We start from the raw sequence: 17,466 nt of genomic DNA on the forward strand, positions 1-17,466 counted from the left end.
CGTACCACCGCCTTGTCCGCATACGTTCGTCCCGCTGCGAGCCGCCGGACAACGGTGGCTCCTCATACGGGAGATCGGGGGTGCACTCGTGCGCATCGGACTGCTGACGGAGGCGGGCTATCCGTACGTGAGCGGGGACGCCAGGCTCTGGTGCGACCGGCTGGTGCACGGGCTCGCACAGCACGAGTTCGACGTCTACGCGCTCAGCCGCAGCCAGCGTCAGGAGGACGAGGGCTGGGTCCCGCTGCCGCCGAACGTGCGCCGGGTACGGACCGCGCCGCTGTGGATGGCCGAGGACGACGAGGTGGTGCTCGGGCGCCGGGCCCGTCGGCGGTTCGGCGAGTGCTTCGCGGAACTGGCGGCGGTGCTGTGCGGGGCGGCGGGCCCCGCGGCGTTGTCGGCGGGCACTGCGGCGTTGTCGGCAAGCACCGTGGCGGGAGCGGCAGGAGCCAGGGTGGAGGCGGCGGGCGCCGTGGCGGGAGCGGTAGGAGCCAGGGTGGGCATGGCGGGCGCCGTGGCGGGAGCGGCAGGCGTCACGGTGGGGGCGGCGGGCGCCGGAAGGGTTCGCGAGGGGGTGTCGGCCTCCGAGGCGGACCGTTTCGCCAACGCCCTGTACGGGCTCGCCGAGCTCGCCCGCGAGACGGGCGGACTGGTGGGCGCGCTCCGCTCGGAGGCCGCCGTGCGCACGCTGGAGCGCGCCTGCCGCGCCCCCGGGGCCCAGCGCGCCGCGCGCGAGGCGCGCGTACCGGACCTGCTCGCCGTCGCCGGCTACCTGGAACGCGCCCTGCGCCCCCTCTCCCTCGACTGGTACGAGGACGAGGGGATCGGCGCGGTCGACCTGTGCCACGCCGCGTCCGGCGGCGCCGCCGTCCTGCCGGGACTGCTGGCCCGCCATTTCACCGGCGTGCCCCTGCTGGTGACCGAGTACGGCGTGCGCCTGCGGACGCACTACCTCACCAACCCGGACGCTCCGCCCGCCGTACGGTCCCTGCTCGCGGCGTTCCAGGGCCGCCTCGCGGCCGAGGCCTACCGGCGGGCCGAGGTCGTCACCGCCGGGAACGCGCACGCCCGCCGCTGGCAGGAGCGCTGCGGTGCCGACCGTGAGAAGCTCCGCACGGTCCACCCCGGCATGGACGCCCGGCCCTTCGCGGAGGCCGGTGAGTCCCCCGAGTGCGCGGACCCGGACACGCTCGTCTGGGTCGGCCGCGTCGAGCCCGCCAAGGACCTGGTCTCGCTGCTGCACGCCTTCGCCGAGATCCGCAAGGAGCGGCCGAAGACCCGTCTGCGCGTCGTCGGCGCCCCCGTCGGCCCCGAGGGTGCGGCCTACCTCCTGCACTGCCGGGCGCTCGCCGCCCAGCTCTTCCCCGACGAGGCCGAGGGCCCGCACATCCCCGGCGACAATCCGGTGTCCTTCGAGGAGATCGGAGGACCCGAACTCCCGCGTCCCGCCGACGCGTACGCCTCGGGCGCAGTGACCGTCCTGTCCAGCGTCGTCGAGGGCTTCCCGATCAGCCTCGTCGAAGCCATGCTGTCCGGGCGGGCGACCGTCTCGACGGACGTCGGCGCGGTCGTGGAGGTCATCGGCGGCACCGGTCTCGTCGTACCGCCGCGCAATCCGCGGGCGCTCGCCGAGGCGTGTGTGGCGTTGCTGCGCGACCCCGAGCGCCGTGTGCGCCTGGGCGCGGCCGCGCGCGCCCGAGCCCTCGAACTGTTCACGGTCGAGCAGAACATCGAGGCATTTCACGGCATTTACCTGGAGATCGTCTCGCGCGCTCCGGTCCGGCGCGTCCTCGACGGGGCGGGGGAGCCGCTGCCCTTCGCGGTTCCCGCCGAGGCCCGGGTCCCGGTTTGCTGGTCCGCCCCGTCGCCCAGCCTGGCCGCCCGCAACGGCCCCGGGTGGGCCACCGCCCGCCCCGTACGAGCCACTCCGCATGTCCCCGCCCCGGAGGGAGCGCGGTGAAGGACCTCGGAGAACTGGACCGACCGGGCACACCGACCAGCCCGGGAGCGTGGGACACGGACACGGACACGGGCTCGGACACGGGCTCGGAGCGGGCGCCGGGGTCTGCAGGCGGGGAGGCCGGGATCGAGGCCGATCGTGGCGCAGCCCTGGGCCAGGGTGCCGGCGTTGATCGTGAGGCCTCCCCGTGGCGGGCGGCCGATGTCGACGGTGGAGCGTCCCCGGGGCGGCAGGCCGATATCGGCCGTAAGCCGTCCACGAGCGGGGGCACCGACGCCGGTGGCAGGGCGTCCGTGAGCCGGGGGGCCGACGCCGGTGGCAGGGCGTCCATGAGCCGGGAGGCCGGATGGGACGGCAAGCCGTCCGTAGGTCGGGAGGCCGGACGGGATGGCAGGGCGTTCGCGAGTCGGGACGCCGACGCCGGTGGCAGGGCGTCCGTGAGCCGGGAGGCCGTACGGGACGGCAAGCCGCTCGCGAATTCGGAGGCCGGACGGGATCGCGGGCCGTCCGCGAGCCGGGGGAGCGGTTCCGACCACAAGCCGCCTTCGCTCCGCCGAGGTGCCGCCGATCCCGTCAAGGCGCTGATGCACCGTCACCGGGACCTCTGCGAGCGTGCCGTCGACCCTCTGGAGATCGCCGCGGGGCTCGAAGCCCACGGCATCACCGACCGCACCGCCGCCCGCTTCCGTCACCGGGACGTCTTCTCCCTGGCGGAGGAGATGTACGCGCGGGCCTCCCGGGACGGGGACGCGCCGCAGCCCACCGCTCCCCCCGTCCCCCGGGTGCGCGCCGCATGGGTCCTCCTGACGCTACTGCCGGGCGCCCTGTGCGCTGCCGCCGTGGCCGCCGGGCAGCTCACCCAGGGCCGGACCCGTCTGATCGCGGCCGGCGTCGGCGTCCTCGCCGTCGTCCTGGCCCTCCGCGCGGCCCTGCGCCGGGGCCCGCTGAGCAGGACCGGCGAGGGCCGACCCGGGCCCCGGCCCGGTGCGGCTCCCGGCCGGACCACCCCGTGGACCCTGTGGCTCGCCGCCTACGCCCTCCTGGGGAACGGCCTGCTGCTCAGTGCCATCGCCGGCGGTCCCGACGCCCTGCCCACCGGGTCGGCCGACGGGCCCTGGCCCGTCACCGTCTCCCCCGTCCTCGCCCTCACCCTGGCCTGCGCGCCGGCGGCCTGGACCGCCCATCTCCTCACCGCGCGCGCCCGCCGCACACTGGCGTCGAGCCGGGGCCTGGAGGACTTCGCCGCGGCCGTACGACCGCTCCTGCTCGGCTCGTTCGCCCTGTTCCTGGGCGCCCTCGCGGTCCTGCTCACCCTCTGCGCGACGGTCCTCGGCGAGCCCGCGGCCTACCTGGAGGCCCTCACCCTGGGCGCCCTCCTCTTCCTGGCCCGCCTCCTCACCGTCCACGGCTTCACCCACGCACCGGCCGTCGTCCTCACCGCGACGGCCACCCTCCAGGCGTCCGCCCTCGCCCTGGTCTTCACCTCCCGCCTCCCCGGCTGCGGCTTCCTGGCCACGCCGGTCGAAACGCTCGTCACCGCCTGGGGCGCCGGCAGCGTGCCGGCCCTCGTCTGCGGAGCGGCGGCCCTCGCCCTCCTGGTCCACGCGACGCGCAAGCTGACCCGGGCCTCGGCCCACGCACCCGCGGAGCCCGAGCGGTGACCGCCCCGACGGTGGTCCCACCGCCGCAGGCACTCGCCACACCGTCCTACCCGCCCTCTAGGAGAACGACATGATCACCCACCCAGGAACCCGGGCCACCCCGGGAGCCGCGCGATGAGAGTCCTGCTGATCGGAGCCAACGGCTACATCGGGCGCTTCGTCGCCGACCGTCTGCTCGCCGACCCGGCCGTCCAGCTCACCGCCCTCGGCCGCGGCGACGACGCCGACGTCCGCTTCGACCTCGCGTCCGGCAGCCCCGGTGCCCTCACCCGCTTCCTCGACGCGGTCCATCCGGGCGTCGTGGTCAACTGCGCCGGTGCCACCCGCGGCGGCGCCCGCGAACTCACCCGCCACAACACCGTCGCCGTGGCCACCGTGTGCGAGGCCCTGCGCCGCAGTGGCTGCGGCGCCCGTCTGGTGCAGATCGGGTGCAGTGCCGAGTACGGCCCCAGCCAGCCCGGCTCCTCCACGGCCGAGGACGCCGTGCCCCGCCCGGGCGGCCCGTACGGCGTCAGCAAACTCGCCGCCACCGAACTCGTCCTCGGCTCCGGCCTGGACGCCGTCGTCCTGCGCGTCTTCTCACCGGCCGGACCCGGCACCCCCGCCGGCTCCCCGCTCGGGCGTCTCGCCGAGGCCATGCGCCGCGCCATGCAGTCCGGCGACGGCGAGCTGAAACTCGGCGGCCTCGGCGCCCAGCGCGACTTCGTCGACGTCCGCGACGTCGCCCGGGCCGTCCACGCCGCCTCGCTCTCCGCCGCGCAGGGCGTCATCAACATCGGCTCCGGCCGCGCCGTGCGCCTGCGCGACGCCGCCGCCGTCCTCGCCCGCGTCGCCGGATACGGCGGTGCCCTCCACGAGCTCGACGGCCCGCCCGGCGCCCTGCGCCCTGCCATCGGGCACCCCCGGCCCGACCCCGACCACGCGCCCCCGCTCGCGTACCCGTACCCGGACGGCTGCGGCAGCTGGCAGCAGGCCGACGTGCGCACCGCGCGCGACCGGCTCGGCTGGCGCCCCCGGATCGGCCTGGAGGAGTCCCTCGCCGACATCTGGATGGAGGCGGCATGCCGCATCTGACCAGCGCCCGGCCCCGCTCGTCCAGCACGGCACTCCGGCCCGGCCTCGGTGTCCCCGGCTATGCGCACCCCCTGCTCGCCCCCACCGAGTGGGGAGAACTCACCCACCCCGGCATCCCGGTGCACTGGGTGGTCCTGAACGTGGCCGACGGCCCCGGCAGCCGCCCCGACCCACACTGCCTGGAGGCGGCCGGACGCCTGCGCAACGCGGGCGTACGGGTCCTCGGCCGCCTCGACACCCGGTACGGCTTCCGGACCTTCGGTGAACTGATCTCGGACGCCCACCGGTACGCCGACTGGTACCAGGTCGACGGCTACCTGCTGGACCGCTGCCCGGCCGACCGGGCCGAGCTGCCCGAGGTCCGCCGCACCGTCGCCACACTCCGCGTGATCCGTGACGATCCCCACATCGTCCTCGGCCACGGCACCCACCCGCACCCCGGCTACGCCGAGCACGCCGACCAGTTGGTCACCTTCGCCGGCCCGTGGAGCGACTACCGCTGGTCGCAGGTCGCCGAGTGGACCGCAGCCCACCCGCCCGAGCGCTTCTGCCACTTCGTCCACGGCGTGCCCCGCCCCCATCTGGAGGAGGCCCTGCGCATCGCCCGCTGGCAGGGCGCGGCGACGGTCTGGTTCACCGACCGCACGGACCGCGGCGGACGCGCCGACCCCTGGGAGGGCATGCCCGGCTACTGGGACGAATTCGTCTCGCGTGTCGGAACGGGTGTCTCGGAATGAAAAAGCGCATGGCAGTGTTACGGGGAGAACAACCGTAGTGATTGACCGACCAACGGAGTCCCCGTGTCGTTGCCACCCCTGGTCGAGCCGGCTGCCGAGCTCACCGTAGACGAGGTTCGCAGGTACTCCCGCCACCTGATCATCCCCGACGTAGGGATGGACGGGCAGAAGCGGCTGAAGAACGCCAAGGTGCTGTGTGTGGGCGCCGGCGGCCTGGGCTCGCCGGCGCTGATGTACCTGGCCGCCGCAGGTGTCGGCACCCTCGGCATCGTGGAGTTCGACGAGGTCGACGAGTCGAACCTGCAGCGTCAGATCATCCACAGCCAGGCCGACATCGGCCGTCCCAAGGCCGAGTCCGCCCGCGACAGCGTCAAGGGCATCAACCCGTACGTGAACGTCGTCCTGCACGAAGAGCGGCTCGAGGCCGACAACGTGATGGACATCTTCAGCCAGTACGACCTGATCGTCGACGGCACGGACAACTTCGCGACCCGCTACCTGGTCAACGACGCCTGCGTGCTGCTGAACAAGCCGTACGTGTGGGGCTCGATCTACCGCTTCGACGGCCAGGCCTCCGTGTTCTGGTCCGAGCACGGTCCCTGCTACCGCTGCCTGTACCCGGAGCCCCCGCCCCCCGGCATGGTCCCCTCCTGCGCCGAGGGCGGCGTGCTGGGCGTGCTGTGCGCGTCCATCGGCTCCATCCAGGTCAACGAGGCCATCAAGCTCCTCGCCGGCATCGGCGAGCCCCTGGTCGGCCGCCTGATGATCTACGACGCCCTGGAGATGCAGTACCGCCAGGTGAAGGTCCGCAAGGACCCGAACTGCGCGGTCTGCGGCGAGAACCCGACCGTCACCGAACTCATCGACTACGAGGCCTTCTGCGGCGTCGTGTCCGAGGAGGCCCAGGCGGCGGCCGCCGACTCCACGATCACTCCCAAGCAGCTCAAGGAGTGGATCGACGACGGCGAGAGCATCGACATCATCGACGTCCGCGAGCCGAACGAGTACGAGATCGTCTCCATCCCGGGCGCCCGGCTCATCCCGAAGAACGAGTTCCTCATGGGCACCGCCCTGGAGAGCCTCCCGCAGGACAAGAAGATCGTCCTGCATTGCAAGACGGGTGTCCGCAGTGCGGAAGTCCTGGCGGTCCTGAAGTCCGCGGGCTTCTCGGACGCCGTCCACGTCGGCGGCGGCGTGATCGGCTGGGTCAACCAGATCGAGCCGAGCAAGCCGGTGTACTGAGCCGTATCCGGCCTGCCTCTGCGAGCGGCGGGGGCTTCGCGCACCACGGGTGCCCGGAGCCCCCGCCGCCGTCATGAACAGACCTTGCCGTCCTTCGGGACCGAGCCGTCCAGCAGATACGCGTCCACGGTGGAATCGACGCAGTCGCTGCCGCTGCCGTACGCACCGTGTCCCTCGCCCCGCCAGGTGAGCAGCACCCCGACGCCCTTGCCCAGCTCGTCGGCCATCCTCCGCGCGCCCTCGTAGGGGGTGGCGGGGTCGCCGGTGTTGCCCACCACCAGGACCGGCGCTGCGCCCGGGGCGCTCACCTCCGGGGTGTCGTGCTGCCCGGGCACCGGCCAGTCGTGGCACCAGCCGGCCGTGTCCCAGCCGAGGAACGTCCCGAAGACCGGGGAGATCCTCTCGAACTCCGGCAGCAGCCTCTTCGTCTCGGCCGCGGTCGGCCGCTGCCGGTCGTCCAGGCACGATATGACCCGCTGTGAGTGGGTCGTCGTGCCGTAGCGGCCCGAGGGGTCGCGTTCGTTGTAGCCGTCGGCGAGGGCGAGCAACTCCGAGCCGTCGCCGCGCTCGGCCGCGTCCAGGGCGCTGGTGAGCGTCGGCCAGCTGTCCTTGCTGTACAGCGGCAGGATGATGCCGGTGGCCGCGAGCGTCTGGGTGAGCTTCCGCCCTGGTGTGCCGGTGGGCAGGGGACGGGCGTCGAGCCGCCGCAGCAGGGCCGTGATCTTCCGTGAGCCCTCCTGCGGATCTTGGCCCGTGGACTTCAGGTAGCCGTTCAGCGCGCGCTGGAAGCCCCTGGCCTGGTTCTTCGCGTGGCCCACGGTGTCGGCGCCGGGGTCGACGACCGCGTCCAGCGTCATCCGCCCGACCCGCTTCGGGAACAGATGGGCGTAGGTGCCGCCCAGTTCCGTGCCGTAGGAGATGCCGAAGTAGTTCATCCGGTCGTCGCCGACGGCCTGGCGGATGCGGTCCATGTCGCGGGCCGAGTCGGCGGTCGAGACGTGCGCCATCAGCTCGCCGGCGTCCTTCCGGCAGCCCTGGCCGAAGTCGGCCGCGTCCGCGAAGTACGCCTTCTCCTCCGCGGGTGTGTCCGGGGTGACGTCCACCGACTCGGCCGCCTGGATCTCCTTGTCGTCGCGGCAGCGCACGCCCTCGCTGGCTCCCACTCCGCGCGGGTCCCAGCTCACCAGGTCGTACCGCTCACGGAGCCGGGAGACGGTCGGGGCGTACGACGGCATCATGGACACGCCCGAGGCACCCGGACCACCGAAGTTGAACAGGAGCGAGCCGGCACGGTCGCCACCGCGGGCCTTGGCGCGGATCAGTGCCAGCCCGATCGTCTCCCCGTCCGGCTTCGACCAGTCCAGCGGCACCCTGAGCGTGGCGCACCGCCATTCGCTGCTCGGCGCCGGGGCGTCCGCGGTGGCCTTGCAACGGCCCCAGGAGAGCCCGCCCTTGCCGTCGCCGGACGAGCCGCCGCTGCACCCGGCCGCCAGCAGTGCCGAGGCGGCCGCCAGAGCGGTCCACCGCAGGAAACGCGACATGAGCCCATCCCCCCTCGCAAGCCGTCCGCGCCGTGCCGCGGATGGCGGTCGAGCCATGGTAGGCAGATCCCCGCGCCGGCCGTTCCGTCCTGTGGATAACCTTGTGACCTGCGCGTTCGCCGGGCCGCAGCGGGACTCAGGTGCAGACGGTCCCCGCCTGCGGCACCTTTCCGTCCAGCAGGTAGCCGTGCACCGCTTCCAGTACGCACCTGTTCTTGCTGGCGTAGGCGCCGTGTCCCTGCCCCCGGTACGTCAGCTCGACGCCGACCCCCTTGCCCAGCGCGTCCACCATCGCCCGCGCCCCCTCGTAGGGGGTGGCGGGGTCGCCGGTGTTGCCGATGACCAGGATCGGCGGGGCGCCCGGCGCGCTCACGTCCGGGTGGTCGGCGGCGCCCGGCACGGCCCAGTCGGTGCAGCCGATCACGCCCCAGGCGAGGGAGTCGCCGAACAGGGGGGACGCCGCCCGGAACTCGGGCAGTTTCCGCTCGACGTAGGCGCTGTCGTAGCGCGCTTTGGTGTCGGCGCAGCTGATGGCGGTGTGGGCGGCGGTCGAGTTGTCGTACTCGCCGTTCTCGCTGCGCCCGTTCATCGAGTCGGACAGCAGCATGAGGATGCTGCCGTCGCCCTCGTAGGCCTGCTGCAGACCCTCGGTGAGGTACTCCCAGAAGTCCTGCGAGTACAGGGCCTGCAGGATGCCGTCGGTCGCCGCGGTCTGGGTCAGTTGCCGGGGGAAGACGCCCGGGATCGGCTTGCGGTCGAGGTCCCTCAGCAATGTGGCGATACGGTCCTTCACGTCCTGCGTGCTGTCTCCGACGGGGCATCCCTCGGTCTTGGACACGCAGTCCTCGGCGAAGTTGTCCAGGGCGAGCTGGAAGCCCTCGGCCTGCCCCAGCGAGCCCTGTTCGGTGTCCTGCGTGGGGTCGACGACGGCGTCGAACACGGCGCGGCCGACCCGCCGGGGGAACAGGTGCGCGTAGACGCCGCCGAGCTCGGTGCCGTAGGAGAAGCCGAAGTAGTGCAGCTTGTCGTCGCCGAGGACCTGGCGCATCAGGTCGAGGTCGCGGGCGGCGTCGGTGGTGCGCACGTTCGGCAGCATCTTCTCGGAGTTCTCCTCGCAGGCGTCGTTGAACTCCTCGATGCGGTCCAGGAGTTGCGTGCGCTCCGCGCTGTCGTCGGGAGTCGCGTCCTGCTGGAAGTACGCGTCGAGCTGCTGATCGCTCCCGCAGATCACGGGCTTGCTGCGGCCGACCCCGCGGGGGTCGAAGCTGACCAGGTCGTAGCGGGTGCGCAGCGTCCCGTAGCCGTCCGCGAAGGCGGGCAGCGACTTGACGCCCGAGCCGCCGGGGCCGCCGAAGTTGAAGACGAGCGAGCCGATGCGCTCAGTGGCGCTGCCGGTGGTCCTGACCCGGATCAGTGCGAGGCCGATCGTGTCGCCCTCGGGCTCGTCCCAGTCGAGGGGCGCCTTCATGGTGGCGCACTGCCACTCGCCGCCGTCTGGCAGCGGGGACGGCGCGGCCCCTCCGCCCTGCGCCTCGTCCGGGGCCGGACAGGCCTGCCACTCCAGCTCCTGCCGTGTGAGGTCCTCGTCCTCGGTGTCGTCACCGCCGCAGCCGGCCAGCGCGGTCGACAGCAGCACGGCGGTGACGGTCAGGGCGGCGGCGCGCAGCCGGAGGAGGGTTGGCATGGCTCCATCCTGCGGCGGCACCAAGCGGGGCGCGCGGGACGCGTGCCGTACGAGGTAAGAGGGCAGGCGGGTCGCGGAGCCGGCCGCCGGCCCTGGCACAGGGCGCGGGCGGACGGCGTCAGAGGGCCTGCTTGCGGGTCAGGTGGTTGAAGGCCAGCCAGCCCGGCAGGACCGGCAGCCACAGGGTCAGCAGCCGGAACAGCAGGACCGCCGGTGCCGCGACCTCCTTCGGGAGTCCGACGGCGATCAGACCGACCGTCAGGGTCGCCTCGACCGCGCCGACACCGCCCGGGGTCGGCGCGGCGGACCCGAGGGCGTTGCCCGCGAGGAAGACGACGGCGACGCTGGCGATGCTGATCGAGGTCGACTCGTCGCCGAACGCGCGGATCGAGGCGTCCAGGCACATCACGAAGCAGGCGGTCAGCAGCAGCATGCCGCCGATGCCCGTGACCAGCTTCTGCGGCCGCTGGAGCACGTCCAGCATGCGCGGCACGACCCCCGCGAACAGCGACCGCACGCGCGTGACGACGAATTTCCGCAGGAACGGCACCGACGTGACCACGAGCACGAGCACCGCCACGGTCAGCAGACCGGCGATGACCGTCCGGGACGGTGACAGCGACGGGGTCTTCTCGGTACCGGTCAGATAGCCGAAGGACAGCAGCATCAGGATGTGGCACCCGAGCCCGAACAGCTGCGAGGCGCCCACGCTCGCCACCGCCAGCCCCGGCCGCACCCCCGCGCGCTGCAGGAAGCGCGTGTTCAGCGCCACACCGCCCACGGCCGCCGGGGCGACGATCTTCACGAAGGACCCGGCGACCTGTGCCGCCACCGTCCGCAGGAACGGCACCCGCTCGGGCACGAACCCCAGCAGCGCCATCGCCGCCGCGAAGTAACTCGCCATCGAGAACAGCACGGCCGCGGCGACCCAGCCCCACTCGGCGTGGGCGATGAGCGGCCCGAACTCGATGTGCGTGAGCTGTGTCAGCAGGAAGTAGGCGCCGATCGCGCCGGCGATGAAACTGATCAGCGTGCGCGGCCGCACCCGCTCCAGCCGGGCCGGTTCGACCGGTGCCTGGGGCCTGATCCGCAGCACCTCGTGGCGGATCTGGGTGAGCAGGTCCTCCTCGCGCGCCTCCTCCAGGGCCTCGTCGATCGCCCGCTTCTCGGCCCGCTGCTCCGCCCGCACGGCCCTTTTGTCGGGCTTCTCCAGGACGGGCACGGTCGCGTCGGACTGCTCCTCCAGGCGCGCCTGCTTGGCCTGCTGGGACGCCTCCAGGACCGCCTCGCGCTCGCGCTGCGCCCGTTCCCGGGCCAGTCTGCGCAGCGTCGCGCGCGTGGAGCGGCTGAGCGCGATGGGCTGAAGCATCGGCAGGCAGTCCGCCACGGCGTCCGGGCCGAGCACGCTCACCGCCGAGGAGACCGCCCGCTCGCCGCCCACGCGTAGCCCGAGGGTCACCAGCAGTTGGGAGATGTCCATCCGCAGCAGCAGGTCGCCGGCAGCGATCTCGCCGACGCGCAGGTCGGTGAGGATCACCGTGCCGGAAGGATCCACCAGGATCGCGTCGCCCACCAGCCTGCGGTGCGCGATGCGCCGGGACTGCAGCGCCTTCACCTGGTGCCAGGTGTCGCGCAGCAGGTCGTCGGTGATCTCCTCGTCCTCCAGGGAGTCCAGGGTGCGGCCGCCGCTGTGCTCGTAGACGAGCATCACCGCGTCGGGGCCGAGCTCGGAGGTGGCGATCAGCTTGGGCGCGTTGGCGCCCGCCGCGATCGCCGCGTACGCCAGCAGCGCCTCCTGCTCCAGGGCCTGGCGCAGCGACTGGAGGCTGCTGCGGGTGGCGAAGCCGCGCAGGGTGAGGTTGCGCCAGGCACGGTAGAAGAAGCCCTGCGCCTGCTGCTCGCGGTCGACCACCGTGACGTCCAGCGGTGGGCCGTCCTCCAGGGTCACGAAGTAGCGCCGGCCGCGGTCACCGGCGTCCGGGTTGTCCGATTGGTCATCGCGGGACGCGCTGACCGGACGGAACCCGACGGTCCGTAGACCCGCCATCAGGGTCTGCCCGGTGGGCCGGACGTTGGGCGAGCCGACCGCGTACAGCGTGCCGTAGGCGACGGTCCAGCCGATCAGCACGGTCAGGATGATCGAGAACGGGGTCGTGTACCCGGTGACGAGCATCGAGAAGGCGTCGAGGAGCAGGACGACCCAGAGCACCGCGCGCCATCTCGGCCTGCGGGACATGCCGACGGCCGTCATGTAGGCGATGACCGGCGCCAGATAGCCGTGCACGGGGTCGGTCAAGGCGTGGATGTCGCCGGGGGAGGGCTGGGTGAGCGCCTCCTGGATCGAGTCGGGGGCGGCCCGGGCGACCCACAGGTCCGTGGCGAGGGTCACGCCGTGGGCGAGGACGGCCGCGAGGACGCCGTCGGCGATCCGGAGCCCGTCCCGCTTGATCAGCCGCTCGATCGCGAAGGCGACCGGCACCAGCAGGATCGCGATGCTGGAGGCCAGACCGGCGATCTTGATGAGCAGGTCGGGCGCCTGCCCGGTGCCCTTGTTGATGTCCTGTTCGAGGCCCGAGGTGGTGCCGTGCGCGAACGCGGCGATGCCGATCAGCAGCGCCACGGCGAGCACGCCCACCAGCAGCCGCATCAGGTCGGACGGGCGGTGCACGCGCGCGGGGAGCAGCGGTTCGTCGCCCTCCACCTCGTCGATGTGCGCGAGGTCGGGCTCCTCGGCGGGCGTCCGGGCCTTCTTGCCGGGGCCCTTTGCGTCGCCGTCGTCGGTGCCGGGGCCCTTTGCGTCGCCTTCGTCCGTGCCGGAGTCCCTCACGGCGTCCTCGGGAGTGCCCTTCGCGGCGTCCTCGGGAGTGCCCTGCACATCGGCGTCCTCGGGAGCGCCCTGCACGTCGCCGTCCTCGGTGCCCGGGCGCGACGAAGCGTCAGAGGTGCCCGCCGTGTCCTCGGGGTGCGCACCCTGCTGCTTCATCGTCTCTTCTTGGTCTCGTATCACCGGTCACCGCCCGCACGATGGTGGCATGCCACACCGACACACGGGGGCATCAGGGTGCACATGCGGGGGCGGACAGTCTGCCCGACGCGCTGCCGCGGGGCGAAGGAAACGCTCGGGAGCGCGGCCGTCCCGTTGTCGGTGGGGTGGGGCAGGATGGGACGGATGAGTGAGCAGAGCCTTCCGGAGGACACCCGTCCGCACCATGCCCGAGCGGGGTCCGACGGTGTCCCCGACGAGCCGGGAGAAGCCCTGCCCGCCTACGCCGAGCGGGTCCTCGACGTCGCGGAACTGATTCCGCCGGGCCGGGTCATGACCTACGGGGACGTGGCCGAGTGGCTGGAGGAGGGCGGTCCGCGGCAGGTGGGCCGGGTGATGGCGCTCTACGGGGGAGCCGTCCCGTGGTGGCGTGTCGTCCGCGCCGACGGCGTGCTGCTCCCGGGACACGAGCAGCGGGCGCTCGGCCACTACCGCGCGGAGGGCACACCCCTGAAGGAGGCGAGCCGCGCCGCCGAGGGCCACCTGCCACGCCTCGACATGAGACGGGCGCGGTGGGACGGCGGCGAACGCGCGGAGGGTCACACCTGACAGCTTCCGGCATCGCGCGCCCTCCCGTGTGGCCCGTGATCCGGACGGGGGAATCGGGGCACACCGGGGGCATGACGTACGTTCGTGAGGTGAGGGACATGTGCGACGAGAGTGCCGCGAGTGACCGGCGGGAAGAAGGGGAGGTCCTGCTTCCGCCTCACCCGTCGGCGTAGCGTCGGCTGCACGCGTCCCCCTCACCCCGCGGTCACCGCCCGCCTCGCGCGCGGTGGCCCGCCCACCAGCACATCCACCAGGACCGGCGAACCACGTGAGCTCCTCTTCCTCCACCAGCGGCCTGTCGCACCCCCGGGTACGGCGGGGGAGCCGTGGCGCTTACCGACTGGTACGTACCCCCCCTGCCCGGGTGGACCCCCCTCTTTTGGACGCCTCGCAGCGCTCCGTGGTTGACCACGCGGCCGGCCCGCTGCTCGTCCTCGCCGGTCCGGGCACCGGAAAGACCACCACGCTCGTCGAGTCCGTGGCCGAGCGGATCGCCCGGGGCGGCGACCCCGCGCGCGTCCTGGTGCTGACGTTCAGCCGCAGGGCCGCCGTCGAACTGCGCGACCGCATGGCCCTGCGCAGCGGCGCGGCCCGCGCCCCGCAGGCCACCACGTTCCACTCCTTCTGCTACGCCCTCGTCCGCGCCCACCAGGACAGCGACCTCTTCGTGGAACCGCTGCGGCTGCTGTCCGGACCCGAGCAGGACGTCGCCGTACGGGAACTGCTGGCGGGCCAGGTGGACCTGGAGCGGCTCGGGCTCGCGCACGTGCGCTGGCCGGACGAGCTGCGCGCCTGCCTCACCACGCGCGGCTTCGCCGACGAGGTCCGCGCGGTCCTCGCCCGCAGCCGCGAACTGGGCCTCGGGCCGGACGCCCTGGACGCGTTCGCGCGCCGCACCGGCCGCCCCGACTGGCGCGCGGCGGCCGCCTTCCTCGCCGAGTACCTCGACGTGCTCGACCTGCAGGGCGTGATCGACTACGCCGAACTCGTCCACCGTGCGGTGCTCCTCGCCCACCGCCCCGACGTCGCCGGGTGGCTCGCCGAGCGGTACGACGCCGTCTACGTCGACGAGTACCAGGACACGGATCCCGCCCAGGTGCGGCTGCTGCGCGCGCTGGCCGGGGGCGGACGCACACTCGTCGCGTTCGGCGACCCCGACCAGTCGATCTACGCGTTCCGCGGGGCGGACGTGAACGGCATCCTGGACTTCCCGCACGCCTTCCCGCGCGCGGACGGCCGCCCGGCCCCGGTCGCGGTGCTGCGCACGTCCCGCCGTTCCGGTGCGGGTCTGCTGGCCGCGACCCGGCTGCTGACCCAGCGCATGCCGTTGACCCGCCTGCCCGCCGAGAAGGTACGCGCCCATCGCGAACTCGCCCCGGTACGCGACGGCGGCCGCGTCGAGGCCTACACGTACCCGACGTCCGGTACGGAGCTGGACAACATCGCCGACATCCTCCGCAGGGCCCACCTGGAGGACGGCGTTCCGTGGAGCGAGATGGCCGTCCTGGTGCGCGCCGGCTCCCGCACCATCCCGACGGTCCGCCGTGCCCTGACGGCGGCGGGCGTGCCTGTGGACGTCGACGGTGACGACGTGCCGCTGCGGCACGAACCGGCGGTGGCACCGCTGTTGACGGCGCTGCGCGCGGTGGCGGTGGCGGAGGCGGGGCCCTTCGGGGGTGACGCCGTGGAGGACGTGGACGCCGTGGGCGCTGTGGACGCCGTGGGACTTTCCGCGGCTGCGGCGGCGCGGGAGGACACCGGATCCGGATCCGGCGACGGCGCGGACCCGGCTGAGGGGGAGACCGAGGCGGCGTCTGGCTCCGAGGTGGCCTCTGGTTCCGAGGCGGGCTCCGCCTCCGACGCGGCCTCCGCATTCGAAGCCGTATCCGAGGCTGCCTCCGAAACCGCCTCCGAAGCCGCCTCCGAAACCGGCGTCAGCGCTGTCGGCGCGCCCGGTACCCGCTGGCTCGACACCGAGACCGCCCTCACCCTCCTCACCTCACCCCTCGCGGGCATGGACGCCGCCGACCTGCGCCGTCTCGGCCGCGCCCTGCGCGACGAGGAGCGAGCCGCCGGCAACCCGCTGCCGCCGCCCTCCGACGTCCTGCTCGCGCAGGCGCTCGCCGAGCCGGAGCGGCTCGCCGTGCACGATCCCACATACGCGCGCGGCGCCCAGCGCCTCGGCGCGCTGCTGCGCAAGGCCCGGGAGCGGCTGGCCGGCGGCGGCACGGCCGAGGAGGCGCTGTGGGACCTGTGGGAGGGCACGCCGTGGCCCGGGCGCCTGGAGCGCGCCGCCCGGCGGGGCGGCGCGGCCGGACGCAACGCGGACCGCGACCTGGACGCGGTCTGCGCCCTGTTCGCCACCGCGGCCCGCGCCGAGGAACGCACCGGCGGCCGGGGCGCGCTGAACTTCCTGGAGGAGATCGACGCCGAGGACATCGCCGCCGACACCCTCACGCGGCGTGCCGTGCGTCCCGACGCCGTCCGTCTGATGACCGCCCACCGTTCCAAGGGCCTGGAATGGCACCTCGTGGTCGTCGCGGGCGTCCAGGAGGGCCTGTGGCCGGACCTGCGCCGCCGCGGCTCCCTCCTGGAGGCCGACCGCATCGGCCGCGACGGTCTCGCCGAACCCCTCACCCCCGGCGCGCTGCTCGCCGAGGAACGCCGCCTGTTCTACGTGGCCGCCACGCGTGCGCGTGAACGGCTCGTCGTCACCGCCGTCAAGGCACCCGCGGACGACGGCGACCAGCCCTCCCGGTTCCTGACCGAACTCGGCGTCGAACCCAAGGACGTCACGGGACGGCCGCGCCGGCCGCTGTCCGTGGCCGCCCTCGTGGCCGAACTGCGTGCCACGACGGTCGACCCGCGCGTCTCCGACGCCCTGCGGGAGGCCGCCGCCCGCCGCCTGGCCCGGCTCGCCGCCCTCGCCGACGAGGACGGCCGCCCGCTGGTGCCGTCCGCCCACCCCTACCGCTGGTGGGGCATGTTCGAGCCGACCGAGTCCAAGGTGCCGCTGCGCGACCGCGACCAGCCCGTCGTGCTCTCCGGCAGCGCCCTGGACCAGCTGGCCAACACCTGCGCCCTGCAATGGTTCCTGGGCCGTGAAGTGAAGGCCGACGCGCCCGCGACCGCCGCACAGGGCTTCGGCAACGTGGTGCACGTCCTCGCCGACGAGGTCGCCTCCGGGCACACCCCGGCCGACCTCTCCGTCCTCATGGAACGCCTCGACTCCGTGTGGAACGCCCTCGCCTTCGACGCGCCCTGGAAGTCGGAGCAGGAGAAGGACAACGCGCGCGTGGCGCTCGAACGCTTCCTCCAGTGGCACGTCATGGACCGCGCCGGGCGCACCCCGGCCGCCAGCGAGCACGACTTCGACGTCACGCTCGAAGCGGGCGACTACGAGGTGCGCATCCGCGGCCAGATGGACCGCGTGGAGGCGGACGGCGACGGCCGCGCCTACGTGGTCGACTTCAAGACCGGCAAGCAGGCGCCCACCTCCAAGGAGGTGGAGCGTCACCCGCAGCTCGCCGTCTACCAGCTCGCCGTCCGTGAGGGCGCTGTCGACGAGGTCTTCGACGGGGCACGCCCCGAGCCGGGCGGAGCCGAACTCGTCCACCTGCGCCAGGGCGCCGCCCGGCGTGACGGCGGCGAGGCCCTGCCCAAGGTGCAGGCCCAGGAGCCGCTGCAGGGGGAGTGGGTCGGCGACCTGCTGGCCACAGCCGCCGGCAAGGTCCTCGACGAGCGATTCACGCCGACGGCCGGGCAGCACTGCACCCACTGCGCGTTCCGCTCCTCGTGCAGCGCGCGCCAGGAGGGCCGCCACGTGGTGGAGTGACCAGGGTGCCCAGGGTGCCCCCCGCGGAGCTCCAGAGGGCCGCCGCGGTGGCGAGTGACCCATCGCACCACCTGAGCTGACCTGCGGTTCCACCGTCCCGAAGGGCTGATCGGGCCGCTGGTGTCAGTGCGCGCCGCTAG

Annotated in this window: 10 protein-coding genes; 7 read left to right on the top strand and 3 right to left on the bottom strand. The window is 73.6% G+C overall.

Annotated features, from left to right (window positions below; all coding sequences use genetic code 11):
• Positions 1-88 precede the first annotated feature (88 nt).
• The 5 genes from ABTZ58_RS20565 to moeZ all read left to right on the top strand — a co-directional run bounded on the left by ABTZ58_RS20565 (position 89) and on the right by moeZ (position 6,674).
• On the top strand, positions 89-1,960 hold the full coding sequence (locus ABTZ58_RS20565; RefSeq protein ID WP_351358390.1) for a DUF3492 domain-containing protein: 1,872 nt from the start codon (positions 89-91) through the stop codon (positions 1,958-1,960).
• Positions 1,961-2,289: 329 nt separating this feature from the next.
• Positions 2,290-3,621: a hypothetical protein gene (locus ABTZ58_RS20570; protein WP_351358393.1), complete on the top strand. Its 1,332-nt coding sequence runs from the start codon at positions 2,290-2,292 to the stop codon at positions 3,619-3,621.
• A 114-nt stretch (positions 3,622-3,735) separates the two neighbouring features.
• The gene (locus ABTZ58_RS20575) at positions 3,736-4,695 is read left to right on the top strand and encodes an NAD-dependent epimerase/dehydratase family protein (RefSeq protein WP_309096954.1); all 960 of its coding nucleotides are present in this window, start codon (positions 3,736-3,738) and stop codon (positions 4,693-4,695) included.
• Positions 4,683-5,432 carry a spherulation-specific family 4 protein gene (locus ABTZ58_RS20580; RefSeq protein WP_351358397.1) on the top strand — a complete coding sequence of 250 codons (750 nt, stop codon included), beginning with the start codon at positions 4,683-4,685 and terminating at the stop codon, positions 5,430-5,432. Before ABTZ58_RS20575 ends, ABTZ58_RS20580 begins: the two co-directional genes overlap by 13 nt.
• A 63-nt stretch (positions 5,433-5,495) precedes the next feature.
• The gene (gene moeZ / locus ABTZ58_RS20585; protein WP_094057713.1) at positions 5,496-6,674 is read left to right on the top strand and encodes an adenylyltransferase/sulfurtransferase MoeZ; all 1,179 of its coding nucleotides are present in this window, start codon (positions 5,496-5,498) and stop codon (positions 6,672-6,674) included.
• Between the two features lie 71 nt (positions 6,675-6,745).
• Here moeZ and ABTZ58_RS20590 read toward each other — a convergent pair whose 3' ends face one another.
• The 3 genes from ABTZ58_RS20590 to ABTZ58_RS20600 form a co-directional block, all read right to left on the bottom strand.
• The gene (locus ABTZ58_RS20590) at positions 6,746-8,215 is read right to left on the bottom strand and encodes an alpha/beta hydrolase (protein WP_351358401.1); all 1,470 of its coding nucleotides are present in this window, start codon (positions 8,213-8,215) and stop codon (positions 6,746-6,748) included.
• Between the two features lie 136 nt (positions 8,216-8,351).
• Entirely contained in the window at positions 8,352-9,899 is a 1,548-nt protein-coding gene (locus tag ABTZ58_RS20595; protein ID WP_351358404.1) for an alpha/beta hydrolase, read from the bottom strand.
• Positions 9,900-10,017: 118 nt separating this feature from the next.
• Positions 10,018-12,882 carry a lysylphosphatidylglycerol synthase domain-containing protein gene (locus tag ABTZ58_RS20600; RefSeq protein ID WP_351358407.1) on the bottom strand — a complete coding sequence of 955 codons (2,865 nt, stop codon included), beginning with the start codon at positions 12,880-12,882 and terminating at the stop codon, positions 10,018-10,020.
• A 186-nt stretch (positions 12,883-13,068) separates the two neighbouring features.
• On the opposite strand from ABTZ58_RS20600, the gene ABTZ58_RS20605 reads away from it, so the two are divergent.
• Positions 13,069-13,491, top strand: a complete 423-nt coding sequence (locus tag ABTZ58_RS20605; protein WP_351358410.1) for an MGMT family protein — start codon at positions 13,069-13,071, stop codon at positions 13,489-13,491.
• A gap of 268 nt (positions 13,492-13,759) precedes the next feature.
• Positions 13,760-17,326 carry an ATP-dependent helicase gene (locus ABTZ58_RS20610; RefSeq protein ID WP_351358413.1) on the top strand — a complete coding sequence of 1,189 codons (3,567 nt, stop codon included), beginning with the start codon at positions 13,760-13,762 and terminating at the stop codon, positions 17,324-17,326.
• The last annotated feature ends 140 nt before the right edge of the window (positions 17,327-17,466 follow it).

Origin of the sequence: Streptomyces sp. NPDC094143 (assembly GCF_040303825.1) — a bacterium.
In the GTDB taxonomy this organism is placed as follows: Bacteria; Actinomycetota; Actinomycetes; order Streptomycetales; family Streptomycetaceae; genus Streptomyces.